Annotated in this window: 8 protein-coding genes; all 8 read right to left on the reverse strand. The window is 49.9% G+C overall.

The features are described 5' to 3' along the window. Nucleotides 1–101: 101 nt before the first annotated feature. The 8 genes from IPL17_RS04050 to IPL17_RS04085 all read right to left on the reverse strand — a co-directional run bounded on the left by IPL17_RS04050 (nt 102) and on the right by IPL17_RS04085 (nt 18719). Complete coding sequence (locus IPL17_RS04050; protein WP_345305800.1) at nt 102–1277, reverse strand: glycosyltransferase; 1176 nt, start codon at nt 1275–1277, stop codon at nt 102–104. A 64-nt stretch (nt 1278–1341) separates the two neighbouring features. Next, nucleotides 1342–2154, reverse strand: a complete 813-nt coding sequence (locus IPL17_RS04055) for a glycosyltransferase family 2 protein (RefSeq protein WP_345305801.1) — start codon at nt 2152–2154, stop codon at nt 1342–1344. Further along, nucleotides 2154–3473, reverse strand: coding sequence for a hypothetical protein (locus tag IPL17_RS04060; RefSeq protein ID WP_345305802.1), 1320 nt, complete (start codon nt 3471–3473; stop codon nt 2154–2156). The genes IPL17_RS04055 and IPL17_RS04060 overlap by 1 nt, the downstream gene beginning before the upstream one ends. Before the next feature lie 15 nt (nt 3474–3488). Further along, nucleotides 3489–4460, reverse strand: a complete 972-nt coding sequence (locus IPL17_RS04065) for a sulfotransferase (RefSeq protein WP_345305803.1) — start codon at nt 4458–4460, stop codon at nt 3489–3491. Between the two features lie 102 nt (nt 4461–4562). Beyond that, nucleotides 4563–5903: an oligosaccharide flippase family protein gene (locus IPL17_RS04070; protein ID WP_345305804.1), complete on the reverse strand. Its 1341-nt coding sequence runs from the start codon at nt 5901–5903 to the stop codon at nt 4563–4565. A 90-nt stretch (nt 5904–5993) separates the two neighbouring features. Further along, entirely contained in the window at nt 5994–12305 is a 6312-nt protein-coding gene (locus IPL17_RS04075) for a multicopper oxidase domain-containing protein (protein ID WP_345305805.1), read from the reverse strand. A 68-nt stretch (nt 12306–12373) separates the two neighbouring features. Then, entirely contained in the window at nt 12374–12775 is a 402-nt protein-coding gene (locus IPL17_RS04080; RefSeq protein ID WP_345305806.1) for a hypothetical protein, read from the reverse strand. Nucleotides 12776–13181: 406 nt separating this feature from the next. Continuing rightward, entirely contained in the window at nt 13182–18719 is a 5538-nt protein-coding gene (locus tag IPL17_RS04085) for a peroxidase family protein (protein ID WP_345305807.1), read from the reverse strand. Nucleotides 18720–19352: the final 633 nt, after the last annotated feature.

Below are 19352 nucleotides of genomic sequence, written 5' to 3' on the forward strand. Positions count from 1 at the left end.
AACCTTCTGTATCAATCTATTTATGGCTTGTTTTGGGAGTCACGGCTTTTTCCTTGTTTTGGTGTCGTGACCTTCAACGAGAGCAAGACTCCCTCTTTAATTTACATAATTTCCGTTCCACCACCATTTAATATATCAAAAATAATTTTGTTAAAGTTTTTAGCGGTAGCAGAGGGTTCAAATTGATTTTTATAGCATTCCAAAGCATTTATTTTCATTTTTTCTTTTTCTTTTTTTGACATAAACAACCATTTTCTTAATAATTGACTTACACCATCAAGTGTATCGGGCTCAACAAATCCTGCCTTATCCTTTACCACCTCTCTCCAAATATTCACCTTATCTGTCATCAATATTGGCAAACCGCACGACAAAGCCTCAACCACCACGATACCAAAATTTTCAGAGTGTGATGGAAGTATAAACACGTCTGCCGCATAAAAGGCCCCCCATTTAGCACTCCCTTCCAACATACCAGTCCAAGTAATTTGCTTCGCAACATCCAACTGTTCGGTTCTTTTGATTAAATTTGTTTTCCATCCTTCATTATCTGGCCCAGCCATTACCAAATGAATATCGGAAGAAGTTTTAGCAGCTTTTGCAAATGCCTCTATAAGCAGATCACATCCTTTCTTTGGATGAATACGACTCATAAAAAGAATCAAACGTTTACCTTTTAATTCGGGAAACAACTCATAAAAAAAACGACTTTGCGCGACACGATCATTGGCTCTTGGAATTATACAATAATTAGCAACCGCATCTTTTACCTGGTTTAAACGAAAAGATTTATCTGCTACTTTCTTTTCTTCCATGTTTGAATAAATAATAGCCGTGGAATTTCGAACCACCCAATATTCTGAAATATTCCAGTACACCATTTTTTTAATGTGTTTCCACGGGTATTTTATCCTAAACCAGGGATCGAGCATCCCATGAATCAAAACAAAATAATGAAATTTACTTATTTTAGATGCTAAAAGAGTCGCAAGACCAGGGAATAACCAAACACCATTTACAATTACCAAATCAAATTTTTTAGCATTCATTATCAACCATCTGATCAGGCGTACATTAAAATAATAACCACGCTGACTTGGTCCCAATGCATGAACTAGTCCTGGAAAGTCATTCAAAAAAGGAAGGTCCGGAACGTCAAGAGTTACTATTTCACAATAATGTCCCAAGTCCTGCAAAGCAAGGGATAAATTTCTAACAGCAGACACCACCCCGCCAGCGGTTGGGTCGAGCGAGGCAATAATATGCAGATATTTCATAAATTCCTTAATGATCTCATAAATATTATTAATGCCAAAATAATAAATTCATGCATATAAAGATTTATTTCTGTTTTGGAATTGGAGATGAAAACCCATATTGAAGACCGTTTATTATTTGCATCCGTAATAATACCGGGTCGGTTATGCGGTTCATAAACCAATACATCCTGCCCAAAAACAGATTAGGTTTCTTAATCCCCATTTTCATTTGAATCCTTTTCATCTCACGATCAAAAATCTGTCTATTTATCTGCGAACCAGTTAGCGATGTGCGATAAATCCTGAATGCAGATAAGTACTTATGAATCCTGGCAAACTTAGCCTTGTTTTTTAACATATCGGCCCATAACTCGCCATCCCAACTTATCGGATTTTGAACATTAAACCCACCCACTTGTTCGAAGGTTTGTCTTCTAAAAAATGTTGACTGCTGCAATAAAACAACAGAACCGTAGGCAAATGATTTTTGGGCTATTCTATGAGAATAAACACCCCTTAAAATCCTTTCATGCTCATCAACATAGTAACCATGACCACTAACCACATCAATATTCGGATGCCTTTCAAAAAAATCAACTATATGTGAAATTGTCCCAGGTAATAAATAATCATCTGAATTGATAAAGCCATATATATCCCCGGTTCCTAATTTGAACCCCTTGTTTAATCCGTCCGCCGGGCCTGCATCAGTCTCAAAAAGGACTTGAGTGAGGCGCGAACGATACCTATCAATAATATCGCGACTACCGTCTGTACTGCCCGGATCCACCACAATATATTCCACATCGTGGTAATCCTGATCGAGCACAGACATTATTGCCTTTTCCAGAAAACGTGCTTGATTATAAGAGATCGTGACAATGGAAACTTTCATTATAATAATTTTCTCCTTAAAGAAAACCTGTCATTTTCCATAAGTATATATAGCGAGGCTGTCAGAAAATAGGCCCATTGCAACCTCATCAAAGAACCAAAAGGGGAAAAGAACAGATTCCAAACTGAAAGGAAGCTTGAAAATAGAATAAATGCAAAGACCACGTTTGGAAATTTGATGGTAGTGATCAATGCTCGAATAACGATCACCAACACAACAAGCCAAAAGAATGCCCCCATAACGCCTGACCAAATCCATGATTGAAGGATATGGGAATGCGCGGGAATGGTATTTGAGGAAGTTACCAAATAATCAATACGGCTGGTTTCATTCAAACCAATATAACCAAGTCGAATTAGATCGTAATAATAATTTCGGTATTTTGGGTCACGCGCCCACGAACCATGACCTATCCAGGGAGAATCCTTAATCGCATAAAAAGCTGGGATTACATCACTACGCCCGTTAATGATCACCTTTAATCCTTCTGCATATTGAAGCTGATAATTAACCCGGGAAACACTTCCAAGCCAGCCGTTCTTTGCCGCATAAGTATAACCAGCAAAAATCATCCAGGAGAGGCCGATAATCAACAACCCTAACATAACCATCCTTTGCAACCCAACCCGCTTTCCCCTGCCATTATTCAACAGTATTGGCGAAAAGAACATCAACGCGGCTGTCAGCAAAGCAATCCCCCCCATTGAACGAAAATCCAAGTAAATAGATAATAAACCAACAATACCTAAAGGCAAAGACCAAAACGCATTGCGAACCAGGCTATTCCCGGCCATTACGCAAATCACTAAAACCAAAAGCAGCGTAAGAGGCTGGCCAAAACCAAACTTCCAGGCGTCAGCCAAAAAAAGTTTATCCGGTTGCAATATTGGCTGGAAAAGCCCCCCCAAAGCAAACCCGAAGAGGCTGAGGATAATTCGGCGCGGATTTGGCATCAATAATAAATAGAGCGCCAGCCAGTCAACCAGGAAGACAGCTATCAAGGCCCACCCCCGTAGAGAATCGAAAAAAGGGGTGGAAAGAATTAGATCTGAAACGATCTGTGAAAGCAACCAGGCAATACCAGCATACGACAGCCATTTTGCCTCTTTTAACAATAAATATTTATTTTTATTCCTCCAAAGCAGGGGGATAACCAATGGCAACAATATTTCCGCAAGATATACCTGACCAATAAGGGATAAATAATAAGCGGAAGATAGGCCAATCACAAAAGCAATTACATCCACAAGTGAATAACCACGCGGATCTAACAAGGATATTCTTACGATGGGATTTTCCATAGCTGCTTTAGTTTGCATGTTTCTAAACCGATCTCAAGAATAGGGATAAACAATAAAGCCTTTATTAATTTTATTGATCTTTGCCCTGATTAAAGACATGTTCAATATAGTATGCAAATAGCCATAGATCAATTTAAATGCATCGATATGCGCATCCTTTAAAGAAATCGGCACTGAAGACAAGGACCGATCCAGATCAGCCAGATCGTATCCTATTTTTAACAAACGCTCAGACCCAATAAAATCAAGATACCTACATGCCCATGACCTTCGAATTGGGTTATGCATGACAGAAATCCACTGATCCAAAGAAGCCCTGCCTATGGTATCAGAATATTTCTCCAAGCCCTTTTTATCCCCTAACTGGGAAATGCCTGCAATACTTCCGGGAGCAGGCTTCATCGATGGGTATTCAAGGCAAAGATAATCAAATATTCCGCCCAATGTCTTATCAGTTTCAAGTATCAAGTCTTCATACCGGACTGATAATATTTGATCCTGATGCTCAATTGCAAAGGCATATAGATTGTTAAATCCCTGGTATAGGTCAATATACCAGTCATAAAGGTTCCATGGGGGACGGAATTCAAGCATGGACGCAGCGACCGCCAGTGGGTTTCTCCAAAGAAGGATGTATTTTGCATTTGGGAAGGTCTGGAAAACCTGCTCTGATATCAAGTGATATCTTGGGGTCTTATCCAAAAAATATATCGAATCAGGATGGGACAATTGACCGTAAATATGTAAAGCCGCTTTTTGAACTGCCTCAAAATAATCCGCCTGGCCATTTGGAAGTAATTTAAACATTTCCTGCTGGGCAAGACGTAATGTGGAATACGAATATTCCGCGCCCGCCCCATCAGAAGCCAACGGATGTAGAAATGGCAACAGCAGCCAGGGCTCTGGAGTTGTCGAGATCGCAGCATGAGAAGAGAGGAGTCTCTGCAACAAGGTTGATCCGGTTCGTGGCAGGGAAAGGATAAAAATCGGCTGAATTCTATTCATAAGCCTTCAATAATTAAGCAATCATCACAATAAATATATGTAAATATAAATTTTATTCGATTTACCTTAGTTTTCAATAAGTACATTATATTCTCATCAAGTTTAAGGTCTAGCATATGTCCAAATCCCATTCTTTTTCCACACAAATAACAATGACAAAAAGTTAATGAAAATTGTCGATAAGGTGATCATTAAAATGATACCAACACCTCCATAAAATCTATAAAACAACATCGAAACTGAAAAAAAAGTGAGCGTCCCCCAAAAAATGATTGCTAATAATATATTTTGATTCCCAGTTTGAATTAGTGTTTCTCCGCATAAGCCTGTCCAGACATTTACAAGCTGCCCCACGCAAAGAATCACAAGAAAAGGAAAGGCGGCACTATAATATTCGCCATAAATATGTGAAAGAATAAATTTTCCCGACATCATTAAAACAATAAAAACCAACGCCGAGGGGAGAAAAGCAATAAAAGCACTTTTTTGCAATAAATTCTGAAGTTCAAACAAGGATCGTTTGGCATACAACTCAGCCACAATGGGAGGTAAAACAGATTGCAGCACCATCATGAATACCCCCATCAGGGAAGCCAGTTGAAAAGCAGAGTAATATTGCGCCACTACCGCCGGCGTTGTATATGCAGCCAAAAGCCATACAACAGCATACCCCTGACCAACTAACAGAAGACTTGACAGCCAAACATTAAGCGAACTGAACATAATCGTCTGTGATCCAGGCTCATTATATACAGCGGTCTTTGTTCGAGGCAGGCCAACAATCAGTCGTCCCAGCATAAACAACCCGATCAGTGTAAGTAGAATCGTAAGTGAAATGAACAGCACGAGCACATGCTCAAAAGTCAGATGCCGCTTTGCCAGCCATAACCATACCAATACTGGGATTAATAACACACGTAATCCCAGGTCTGAGAAAATTTCAGAATACGAGATCAAATGAAAACCGCGAAATACCTCAACCAGAACGGTTTTTATCGTCAGCACGAACACCCAAAGCCCGGTTAAAAGAATACCTCCGGAAATCAAATTTGAACGGAGGAGCACAACCGCCAGCCACTGGCCTTTAAGTAAAATCAACGCGCCAGATAAAATTGCTCCTGCGACTGTTGCAAGCAATATTTTCCCAACAAGTCTGCGTGCACGATCCGGTTGACCAAGCCCAATAGACTCTGCGATCAATCTAACGCTTGTGCGTCCCAAGCCAAATTGTCCAAAAACCACCCCAATACTGACGATACTAAGTGTCAGCACAAAGGAACCCATTTCTTCAGGCGTCAAAATACGCACAAGAATGACATTTATAACCAAACCCAGAAAAAGTGATAAAAACCTTCCCACAAGAGCCCACGCGCCCCCGCTTACAAGCCTTGCATTGGAAGAAAAAAAATCCAGTATTTTTTTAAGTGCATGAAGGCTATCCATTAGGGATCCAGTCCTGTGAGTTTAGCATCTCAAAACAAAAAAGCCATCCGACCGGTTTTGGAGTCGGATGGCTTTTATTTTACAGCAAACCTACGGTTTGACTATCGTATAAACAGCTCCTCCTGTGTACGGACCCACCAAGGCATTGCCGGCCACATCATTGATGGTTGCAGTGCTGCGGACATCCAATCGGATCGTCCCGTTACCAGTGCCTGTTAACACTGTTACAGTACGAGTCGTCCCGGTACCACTCGAACCAAAGACCGAAGCTCCTGTGATGCCGCCAGTCGTGGTCACAACAAAATCTGCTCCACCCGCATTTAGAACCGCCTCAGAGAACGTTACGGTATATTGAACTGAACTCAAGTTGGTCGTGCTGGGATTCACACGGGTGATGGAAACGACTGTGGGGATGGTTTTATCCACATCAAAGACCTGACCGCCAGTAAACGGACCGACCAAGGCGTTACCCGCCGTGTCGTTGATGGTCGCGGCAACGGTGACATCGAGTTTAATTGTACCAGTGCCAGTACCTGTCAGAACGGTCACATTGCGAGTAGTGCCAGTACCAGTCACACCGAAGACAGACGCGCCAGTGATACCGGTTGTGGTGAGAGAGAAATCAGCCCCGCCTACATTCACAACAGCCTCGGAGAAAGTGACTGTGTAAACAACTGAGTTCTGTCTGGTTGGGTTGGCACTTACTCGATTGATTGAAACCACGGTCGGGATGGTCTTATCTACAGTATAGACCTGACCACCAGTATATGGACCGACCAAGGCATTGCCAGCATCATCATTGATGGTAGCAGTATTAAGAACATCCAAACGGATGGTGCCAGTGCCTGTGCCTGTCAGGACCGTCACGCTGCGTGTCGCGCCAGTACCAGATACGCCAAAGATCGAGGCGCCTGTCACACCACCAGTCGTGGTGAGGGTAAAGTCAAGTCCACCAGCATTCAAAACAGACTCTGAGAAGGTAACCGTGTAAACAACAGAGTTCAAATTGGTTGGATTCGCATTGACACGATTGATCGATGTTACTGTGGGAACTGTCTTGTCGATAGTAAAGACCTGGCCGCCAGTATAAGGACCGATCAGCGCGTTGCCGGAAGTATCATTGATGGTGGCAGTGTTGAGAATATCCAGGCGGATCGTGCCAGAGCCTGTGCCTGTCAGGACCGTCACACTGCGTGTCGCGCCGGTGCCTGTAACTCCAAAGATCGAGGCGCCGGTAACTCCGGTAGTATTGAGAGTGAAGTCTGCGTTTCCTACATTCACAACCGATGTTGAGAATGTTACCGTGTAGACAACCGAATTAAAGTTGTTGGGGTTCGTGCTGAGGCGGTTGATAGAGATCACCGTGGGGGCGGATTTACTTATGTTGTAGATCTCTCCGCCAGTGTACGGACCAACAAAAGCATTACCGGCCGTATCGTCGATGGTGGCTGTATTGAGAATATCCAGGCGGAGCGTGCCATCGCCTGTGCCGGTATTAATGGTCACGGTACGGATAGCCCCGGTCCCGGTCACATTGGAAACAGAGGCTCCCGTGAGGCCGCCTGTCATGGTGATTTCGAAATCAGCAGCGGAAACATTCGCAACCGATTCGTCGAAGGTTACGGTGTAGTCTACACTAACCGCGTTGGTCGGGTTGGCGGAGGCTCGGGCAATGGAGGTGACAGACGGAGCTGTCTTGTCTACATCATAGACTTCACCAGTAGTGAAATCACCGTTTAGTAACCCACTTCCGCCCAGCAACTGCCCAAGGGAACCCTGGATCGTATCGTTATCGGTCAGATCGAGGCGCAATGTTCCGTCGCCAGTTCCAGTGCTAACCGCTACGCTGCGGGTTGTACCAGCACCGGTAACGCTCGAGACTACGGCGCCAGTTAACCCTGTAGTGGTTAGGGTAAAGTCTGCCGTGTCCACGCCTGTGACAACGTCTGAGAAAGTGACCGTATAGTTCACAGTCGCAAGATTTGTGGGGTTGGCATCCTGCCTGACAATGGAAACCACCAGCAACGGGTCAACCTGGACTTCGTTCGACAAAGAATCGCCAGACGCGTTGAAAGCTGTGACACGATACTTGTAATGTGAATTTGCATCTGTCAAATTGTCAACATAACTGGTCGCATTCGCGACGGGAGAGGCGATCAGGTCATAAGCGCCAGTAATACCGCCGCTGACGATGGCTCGCTCAACACGATAGCCGATCTCACCCTTCATATCGCCCCAAGTTGAGGGGATGGCATAGTTCACAGGCGTGCCATCCGTCCAGCTCAAAGTGACGGGCGAGCCAGGCGCTCCTGCTGTACTAAGAACGGGAGCATCGGGTACTGTGGTCGGGACAATGACCTTGACCGGGCGCATCATGTCCATTTCTTCATGGCTCAAGATGTGGCAGTGGAATACATATTCCCAGCCGAAGTTGAACACTTCGTTGGAAACCAAACCGCCGTTGGTGGGCCAGTTTAGATAATTATTAGCAGGTATTGCATTTCCATCGATCCAGATGTTGCTGAAACCCGCTTCCAGACCCAAATTCGCATTTGGATCTCCCTGGGCGTGCGTAGGCATCATGGGATTCAGGACGCGCTTGCTCTCGGGCAGGCCGAAGGGCAGTTTGGGTATGATCGGGCGCACAGCCACGATGGTGTCCTGGAGCGGGTTAATGCGCAGGGTGTCTTTCCAGCCAAGCTCATTTCCAGCCGGCGGTTGGACAATATTATCCCAGGAGACGCGGTTGAGTACCTGCACATCATATAAATGGAAGTGGATCGGATGGGTATCCACGCCGTTGTGCGTGATCTTCCAGATCTGAGTGCCATCCGCGGCGGAGGAAATGGGGGTCACATCAAGGCTGTTTGCATTGGTAGCGCTCAGAACCTCAGTAGGCGGACTGACATAGGGGTACAGAATAATATTCTGCAAAAGCGGCGTGGCGCCGGGCGCTTCGAGACCGAGGTTGGCGGTCATGCGTCCAAACTCATCGAAGCTGGCAGAGTTCATTTCATCGTGAATGGACTTCGGTTCAAAACCGATCTCCAATTGAGGCCCATTGCCATCTTTCAATGGGCCAAGCGTATTAAACTTGAAGGGCGTGCCAAAAGTATCCGCGGGTCGGCCAATTGACAGATCCTCGGCGCGTCCGTTCTGTTCCATGATACGCGCGTACCCATCGCAGTTGGCAGTTGGGCTGGGGCTGGCATCACTGCACCAACCGCTGCTCACAAAGTTGGTGCCATAGGCGGAGTTATAAGTAGATTGACCGACGATGATCGGGTTCTGACCGGATTCGAAGACACCATCAGAGCCAGTGGCATCCTCGCCACCGTGCCGCCAAAGTTTATTCAATAAAGCCATGCGGTCCGTAGTGGTGTTGGTGGGCGAATCGAACTGTACTGCGGCGGTCGCGGTCGAGATCTTGACCTTCATGATGGTGCGGGTGTTGGGACCGTAACCAGGCAGGACGCTTGGAACACCAACAGGAGAGAGGTCGGGCGCGCCGGTGTAGTAATCATAGCTGGGCACACGGGCCGGGAAGGCGGCCGGGGCGTCATTATAAAGGATGAGGGTCTTGCCGCGGAATCTTGAGAAGTCCACGATCACGTCAGCGCGTTCGGCCGGCGCAAGGATAAGAGAACCGTAATCCACATTACCGACATCGAAACGGGTCGGGTCGGTGACCCAGACGGTCGGGCTGGCGGGAATGACCACAGGAGCGGGCAGGAAGCCGCCTTCAGAACCGATCTGGATCCAGTTCGGACCCTTCGGGCTCCAAGCAGTATCGGGGGTCGGGAAGACAACCGGGTCGTTCTGCGCGGCGGCGAGCTCGGCGGGGTTCAAAGCAACTTCGCTGAGGGTGCCAGTGCGCGGGTCGGCAACATACCAGGAGAGATTCCAGAAGCGGTCATTGGCAGCGTTCAAGATGCGGAAGCGGTAGGCTTTCGGCTCCAAATTAGCGTACGGGTAGACGGTGCCGTTAACGAGGGGGGTATCGTTGAAGGCTTCCATACCAACCGAGACGTTCGGGGTTCCAGGAATCAGGGCCGGTTCGCAGAACGGGTCGGTCGTGTACTGCCAGGTGGCTTCGTCGTCAATGTTACAAGGAACCGCCAGATTGCTTTGCCAGTCATCGGCATTACCCGCAATGTTATCTACACCATCCGGATCCTTGCCATAATATGGGTTGGGGATCGGGGCGTACTTGGCATCTCCGGCGGGAGGCCAGAACCACGGACCGTACATCCAGCGCCCATATCCGCTCATACCAGAGACGTCGCCCGGGTTTTGAGCGGGCATATAAACATGCGGAGCCCAAAGACTGCCGGTGCCGCCCCAGCGCTCAGATTGCCAGGTGGGGTCCTGCTGCAGGATCTTGTCTGAAACAAAGGTCTTGTCTTGAATGATCAACGGGGTGCCAATGCCCAGATCTTTAAATGGGGCTGTATTGGTACCTGGGTCAAGCGGAGTATCGTCAACGAACAACTTCTGCTCAGTATCATCGGTGATGACGTAACCGGCGGCTTCACCAGCATAGACGTTCAGGCGGGTGATGCCCCAGGCATGGTCATGATAGAACATCAAGCGCGCGCTCTGCTGGTTGGTGTAGAAGAAGGTCTGGCAGCCATCATCATCAGGTCTGCACAGATCCATATCCGGCACGTTCTTGACGCTCACACCTTCAGGATAGTCGGTGGCTTCGCCGGCAGGGGTGATCCACTGGTGCGGGGTACCATCGCTGATCCACGGGGTGATGCCGCCGTGCAAATGCAGGGTGGCGCGGTTCTCTGCGAAGCAGTCATTCGGCTTAATGCCGGGTTCTCCGCAGGCTGGGTTACGAACAAGGTCGGTCACGGATTCCTGGTTTTCAAGGGGGTCCATTTCGACCACATTATTGGCGTCGAGGGTCATCGCGTTCGGCCCTTCGCCGGCGCCCATCAGGGTGCTGTCAACCGGCAGGAAGAGGTTGCCAGCTTCGCCGGTCGGGAGCAGGTTGCGGAATACGATACGCACCGGCCTGTCCTTGGTGGCGATGATCGTGGGTCCGAGATAATGCGGATTGGTGACGCCCGTGTACCCAACGATGGGAGCACTGACACCGAGTGGGTCAACGTTCGCATTGGATAAAACGACCTGTCCGCCCAGAACGGTGCCAGACGAGAGCTGGACATAACCACGCAGAAGGGTGGCGGGCAATTGGGAGCTGAACTTCATGCGATACTGCACCAGCCCGATCTCATAATAGTCGGTACCGGGGTAGGTATCTTGATCAGGAACACCAACAGGAATCTGCTTGGAGGTAGAAAGGGGAGAACAAGTACCCAAACCGCCTGCTGTGGGAACGCACAGTCCGGGCAGGGGATCAATGAACTTCTTAAGGCCCGGGGTGAGGTAACCGGCACCCTTGGAAGTGACGTTGATCTTGGTGACACTGCCGAGATCAGAGAGATTCGCAGTGGCGCTCGCGTCTGCTCCGGTACCGGTCAAGTCGGTGATAGTCACTGTCGGGGCGGTGTCATAGCCCGCGCTGCCGCAGGTGACATCGATGCGGTCAACGCTGATGGTCGAAGTCACAACGGCGGGGAGGCCTCCAACAGGAGGATTGTTCCCATCATCAATTCTGACGGTCGGGGCGGTCTTATAACCGGAGCCTGGGTTGACCACATAAACGCCGGTGATAGCCCCGTCAACCATATCCGCGACACCTTGCGCCTGAATACCATTGGGGTCGTCTGGCAAACCGAACACAACGATCGGCTCGATCACATAAAGCTCGCCAGGGTCGGCAATGAAAACAGAGTCAACGCCGCCATATGCCTCGGCTGTGGCGTCTACACAAACGCCACCATTCGGGGTGCCGCCAGTGATGGTCACAGCCGGGGCGGTGTAACCAAAACCAACATTGTCAACTGTGATGCTGCTGAGCACGCCGAGCGAGATCTCAGCATTCGCAACCGCCGGAGTTGTGGGCATACCGGGTGTGGTGGAAGTGATGGCAACGTTCGGAGCCAGGGTATAGCCAGTGCCGGGGCTGGTGATGGTAACACCGGAAATCACGCCGGTCCTTGGGTCAACACTGGCGGTAGCTTCCGCGGCCACAATCGTGCCGGGATCCGGTTCACCCACGTTTGGCGTGATCGTAACGACCGCGTCCGCCAAAACCTGGGGGCTGTTGGCCCAGTTCGGGTAGGGTCCGAAGTAGTGCGGGACCAAGGTCTCGTCCACCGGGTCAATGGGGGCAGCAGCGGGCGCTTCGGGGATGGTAATTTCCTCGATCGCCTTTTCAACTGGAGCCGGGGCTTGTTCGAGCGCCTGGGCCGGGCTAAAGCCGCCAAGCACCAGGGAGGCGATCACAAGGATCGCAAGAACAAGGTTTGAAAATTTTTGTCTAGCCATTGTATTCTCCTTTTTTAATCTTTTGATATTACTTGGATGAAAAAAAAATAAAACCAGATGACGCCAAGCTAATGAACAGGATGATATTGGCCTTCCACGACCGAAATAAGATCGGAAACCCGTTTGACCAGGATCTGCTTTTTGTTATACACTTCCATGGTGTTCTCCTGCGGGTCAACGGTGATCATGGTCAATTCCGGGCGGGTATAGAACAATTGCATGAGCATACGCGCGCTATTGACACATTTTGTCTGATAAACCACCACCACGTCGGGTCTCAAGTCTTCGACCTGCCGTATTAAAAAGTCAATGCCCAGGTCACTGGAAAAGCTGAGTACCTCCCAGTCTTTTCTGGCAGTGAGAAAGAAATTCACCGCCCAAGACAACAGATCATCTTGCCCCCAAACGATGACCTTCCTCGACTTCATCATGGCTTCATCCTCAAACATGTTGTTCAATGCATCATCCATCTTTTATCAACCTCACCATTACAGGATAGCAGGGATCAGAGAATAGCGCTTCTATCTTGGGTGCATTTAAGGATTAAAAAAAGACCATCCTAAGGATGGTCTTTTTTTAATAAGGATTAATCCCTGGATTAATCCTTATTAATTCCCCCCTGAATCACACCATTTTATGCACACACATGGCAAAAAGCCGTCAAATCACACTCATCCGAATGATCTTTTCAGTAATACGGATTGTGGATAGATGTATGTGTCAACCTGCAAATCAAATTGAAAAAATGCCGTCCATTGAAAAAACCTGGCTTTCAGCTCGGTTTTCCCCTTAGAGACCCTCGTTTGACAGCACAAGATGTTAAACATAAAACAGCCATCCGACCAGCGGCCGAATGGCTGTTTCGTTACATGACCATTAAGGTTTGACTATTGTGTAGGTCTCTCCTCCAGTATACGGACCCACCAAGGCATTGCCGGCCACATCATTGATGGTCGCGGTATTGCGAACATCCAATCGGATCGTGCCGCTGCCTGTGCCCGTCAGGACCGTCACACTACGGGTCGTACCTGTGCCGCTCACACCAAAGATCGAGGCACCTGTCACTCCACCACCAGTCGTCAGAATGAAATCCAAACCACCCGCATTCAGAACCGCCTCGGAGAACGTGACTGTGTACACAACCGCATTCAGATTGGTTGTGCCTGGATTGACGCGAGTGATCGACGTCACCGTGGGTAGGGTCTTATCTACATCAAACACCTGACCAGCTGTATACGGACCCACCAGGGCATTGCCGGCCACATCATTGATGGTCGCGGTGTTACGCACATCCAATCGAATCGTGCCATTGCCTGTGCCCGTGAGAACCGTCACAGACCGGGTCGTGCCTGTGCCGCTCACTCCGAAGATCGAAGCACCTGTCACTCCGCCACCAGTCGTCAGAATGAAATCCAAACTACCCGCATTCAGAACCGCCTCGGAGAACGTGACTGTATATACAACCGAGTTCCTATTCGTCGGGTTCGTATTCACCCGCGAGATCGAGGTCACGGTGGGGACGGTCTTGTCCACATCGTATATTGGACCAGCAGTGTATGGACCCACAAAGGCATTGCCGACCACATCGTTGATGGTCGCTGTGTTGCGAACATCCAATCGGATCGTGCCGTTGCCAGTACCCGTGAGCACGGTCACATTACGGGTCGTACCCGTGCCGCTCACACCAAAGATCGAGGCCCCAGTAACACTACCAGTAGTCGTTACACTGAAATCCAAACCACCCACATTCAGAACAGACTCAGAGAATGTTACTGTATATACAACTGAGTTCCTATTCGTCGGATTCGCATTGATCCGCGTGATCGAGGTCACAGTGGGCGGCACATCCACATAAATGACGCTGACACTATGATTGACGGTAGGCATCACGAAAGAGTTGGTGCCGGCTGTGCTGGCATCATTGCTTGTACCTGTCCAACCACTGATGCCAAAACCTGCTGCGGGCACGGCACCACTTAGTGTGATATTCTCACCGGGCATGTATTGCCCGAGCGGACAGCCGAATGAATTGGACGGGGAGGCTGTAATATCATTGCCGGAACCGGTGTGGCCAAGACCAAGGGTCTTGCACAAAGAGACCGGTGAGGGGAAGGTGCCGTCAGTGAACGCAAGCAGTTCAATATTCCAAAGCGTATCAATGCCGTCATTTGCACCGCCACCACCGCCCCCGCCACCACCGCCAATTGCTGCGGTATGATCGACTGTCACGCTGCCATCGGGGTTGGCTGTAATGGTGTAGTCAGAGCTGGGCCCGGAGAAGAGCGCGGTATCAATATCGCCCGGGCCGGGATTGGAGAGGATCTCGCGCACGATAACAATATTGCCAGCGTCAACGAGACCAGCGAAGACGGCCTGCTGCAGGTTCATAGCAGCGGTGCCAGGCCCGAAATTGCCTGAGTCAGCCACATGTTCCATGAGGTCAGTGCTGCCGATCTCAACGCCCAAATTATCGCGGACACTGAGGCGAACATTAACATATTTGTCGCCGTCAATGATGTCATTCGCGCCGCGGCCTTCGAGCAGGTCGCTGCCGGAACCGCCGAGCAGGATGTTGCCCTCGCCCCAGACATTACCGGTCAACATACAGAAGTGTGTGGTGGAGGCGGCAATAACAGGCGCCGGGTCACGGGTAAGCAGGGAGGACGGAATGAGCGAGTCAAATCCGCTGATGCGCGCCACGCCGTCAGCATCCAGGGCATCGCAGCCAATAAAGCCTGCCACACCCGCGCCGGTAACATCGGCCGGGACAAAATCGTCGCCGCGTAAAATGTCATTCAAATTCCAACCAGAGAGGGCTTCCACTTCATTGAAGCGTTCTATGATCTCGTTCACTGGCTGCGGGCCTGGGAGAATGCGGATGCGAAGATCCATATTCTGCGGCTGGGGATCGCCAAGTCCAATGGCCCAGTCCCAACCGGAGGCGCCGGCGTTCTTTTCGAGGCCGGGGCCGGCCACCATGATATCGTCGCCGCCTTCGGCATCGTAGTCATCATCGCCGCCCTGACCGATCATCACGTCATGACCTGGCACATTATGGTCATCGAAGAAGAAGGTCGAGCTGTCACCAATCAACAGGTCGAGCATGGGGCCGCCTTGCAGCCAATCGTCGCCAGCGTCACCGACGAGAGCGTCACTTCCATCCCCGCCGAGGCCGAAGTCATTGCCCTGGCCGGCAAGCAACTCGTCGTCGTTTTCGCCGCCATTCATGAAGTCATTGCCATCGCCGCCCATGGCGATATCCAGGCCGGGTCCGGTGTCGATCGCATCATTACCAGGCCCGCCTTTGTGAATATCATCGCCATGCGAGTCGGTGATAATGTCGCTGCCTTCGCCGCCGAGGGCAATATCGCCGCCGTCATTGCCTTCGATGATGTCATTGCCTTCGCCGCCCCAGAAGGTATCGTTATCCACGCCGCCCCAAATGCGATCAACAACATTCCCATCCTTACCGTTGTAGACAGCCTGGCCATTAATACCGGCCGGGTCAACGGAGTTGGCGGTGCGGTAACGGATCGTGCCGTTGGCCATACGGATCAAGAGCGCGTTCTCATTGCACTCTGAAAGCGGGTCGTCATTAACGACGCCGGCAGCGCCAAAGGTCAGGCGTTGTAATTCAAACTTGCAGTCCGCTGTTGCGAACGGGTCCGCCTTTAAGGTGTGCGCGTTGGTATTGCGCATCACCAATTCGGAGAAGGAATTGCCTTCAAGCTGGGTGCGCAGGTTCATGCCCAAGGTGCGGGCAAGGTAGTAGAGCCGGTCGCCATTTTGCAGATCGGTCAACTGCTTTTCGAACACATAATTGAAGGTGCTGCCCAACAGACCGCCGAACAAGTTCGTGCGTTCCGCCAGACCGCCCATCCACAGGTCAATATCGTCAATGCCGGTGATGGATGTGGAGCCGGCATTCGCCCACGCGCCGGTGCTGAACATGAAGTCAGCGCTGTCTGCGGGCGGGAAGATATCATCAGCACATTCCGGGGTCGCGGTAACCAGGCCGCAGTCAACACCAAAAGTAAGATCCGGCCCGGGCAAAACTGTGCCGTTCACGATCTGGTCAGCCGCGGTGCGTTTACCTTCAATGCTGGTCTCAACTGTAATTGTGGGATGCTGGCCGTAGGCAGCCACAAAGTTAACCAAAGACTCGGGGTGCTTCAATGAAAGTCCAAAATCCACCCAGTCTGTATAAGGCGTCAACTGGCTGTCATTGGTTGCCGCAAACACCTGCTTGCGGAAGTTGTTCAGAGAAGGGACGCCTTCACTGCGGGCGCGGGTCATATTGATGGCTGCCAAATCGAGAGGCAGACCCACCAGATGGTTGCGAAGCACATCGGTGACGAACTCGTCGATCTCATTACCAACCTGGTCGGACATGCCCATGAAGATGGAGCCAGCCGCTTCCTGCGAAGTCAGCGGGCCGGCGGTTCCGCCATCGTAATATTCCGCGGGATTAAGGAACCCGTCAAACAAAGCGATGTCGTTTCTCGAACCATCCGCGTTAATACGGGCAATATCCTCGGTCAGCATGGAATGGCCAAAGCGGTAAACCGCGTGGGCAAATTCAGCAGTGATGGCCGGATCAACATCCGTTTGATTGAATGCAAATATTTGGAAGGGGTTGATGCCTGGCTGAACTTTGCGGGCAAATTCTTCGAACACCAAGTGCTGATATTGCATTTCGGTGATGAAGCGGGCGGCCTGGAAGAGGCGTTCGCCGTTCCAGCCATTTGCGCCAAGCGCGAGCTGCCAATCGGTAATGTTTGTGATACCGCTTGTGTCATTAATCAGGATGTTCTCAATGTCATCGACCAGCCGGTCATGCTCAGAGTGGAAGACCTGATGCACAGCGCTTAAGGCGATATTTTCGTTACAACGGCCATCGCCGCAAATGAAGTGCAAGTCGAGCAGTTCATCATCATAGGAACCCGCGGGAATCGTGGTGTCCAAACTTCCGCCGGCAACGCCATCAGCATCGGGTCCGCCCGCTGTGGGGGCGGCGCTATGAGCGATGTCATTCAAGAAGGCGGTATTGATAAAGAACGCATCTGCCGGGATAAGCACCGGGCTGGCGGTATCACCTTCAACCAGACCGCTGGCGGTCACATACTGCGGGAGACCGCGCGCAGGACCCGGGATGAAATTGCCATAAGGATCGGAGGCGATCATCGGGATGTTGCCAACGTTCGAGTCCACGAGCTGAAGCCCGAGCAATGCCGCAGCCTGATTCTTGATCATGGCCCAATTGGCCAGACCGCCATCCGCCGAACTGAGGAACTTGCCTGTTGAAACAGGATTGCCCGCAGTGTTATTAATATATTCGCGCAGAAGGATTTGATGTGAAGAGTGAGATGTATAGGTCTGACTCTGGTCGATAAAGGGCGTGTCGGTGTTGGGAGAATTGCGGAAACCATCCTCGCCAGTCACAATGCTGCCGCGCGTCAAAACCATGAAACGCAGGTTCGCCGGCAGGTCATCCGCATTGCCAAAAATATGGTCATCGCCGGCAACCAGGGGATCATCCGACTTAAGCGGGATGAATACAACGCCATTACCACCATTGGTGATCTTGTCCAAACCGTGATCAAAGAACTGACCAAAGATCGTGAACAGACCATTGAATGGGGGGGAGAGTCCAACGTCCGTGGTCACGTTCGGGATAAAGAGAGTTCCATATTGAGGCACACAGCCCAAGGGCAACCCGTCAGTGCCGCCAGGCGTGGTCGGTTCTGTGATACAAGGAACAACGCCTTCGTTTCCCTGGCTTCTAACGGGGAAACCAGCCGCTGCGACCGCAGCCGGGTTGGCAGAAGTCTGATCCACGATCAAGTTGCTGACCATGCGCGGCTCGGAATCGACAACCGAACCGGATGTTTGCTCGTATGAGGTCTGTCCGGGAGGACCGACTGGTCCAATTCCAGGGACATTAGAATCTTCAGCGGTTCTAAATTCAGGAGTAGCCAGGCGCGGGAAGGTCTGGTCAGCCGCGCCAAAGGCAGCCTGACCGGGCTGGAGGTTATTACACATACCATCCACTGTGCGGAGGCCAAAAGCGAGCAGAGGACTCGCGATCTGATCCTCGCCAAGACCGATCATGGATTGGCAGTAGACTGGATCCGTTGAAGGATTCGGATTCGCGGGCACACCCGGCTCGATGCCTGCCAGCACACGGGAGTGCCGTTCAGCGATCTTGATCTGTTTAAGAATGAAAGCCAGGTCCGAGGGTGTAATCGTGAAACCCTGCCCGACTACATTGGCGGCGGAAACCTGGGCAGTGCCCACACCGACGCTGGACATGAGGATTGACAACATTACCATGACGAACATGGATGTGCGTAATCCTATTTTGATCTTTCCGTACGAGACACGGAATATACGATTAAAGATTCTTGTTTTCATTTTTTTTATCCTTTTTATCTGAAAGACAGTTTGGGTTGATTGAAATCATTAAGGAATTCATTATTTTTTTTATGGGCAGACTCCTTGTTCTGAAATTGAATTGACCTTATATTTAAAAAATTAATAACAACATAAACCGACAGGCTTTATTTTTGGACAATTCATGTCTTGTTTGAGATATATTATCTGCAAACCCCCATACGCAATACGGGCAAAGGGAGTAACTCCCCGCCCAACTTTGGTCTTTTAGTTATCAGACCTTGGTCTGAAGGTACGTACTGATAATTCCTAAATAAAGTGAACTATAGAGATGGGCAAAAACCACCATCTTGCCGCCCAGAACGAGCGGTTTTCATCGACCGACACTTGCACCGCGCTGCGTTCCCTGGCACCGCCCGCCAGGGCAGGTGTGTTGCAGTGCAGGTGAAGGTCTGGGATATGGCTTGGTAAAGATGATTCATGGCACACCGCCCTGCGTTCTGTGCAGGGAAAACCACCCCTCAGCATGACATACTTTTGTTATCCATTATTGACCTTAAAAAAGTGAATAGAGAGTGAGGGCTTGGTGTGCATTGCGCTTAACATGCGAAAACTGGCGGGATGATCTCCGCCAGTTTTTTGCACATTTGGACT

The sequence above is a fragment of the Candidatus Villigracilis saccharophilus genome (assembly GCF_016711665.1).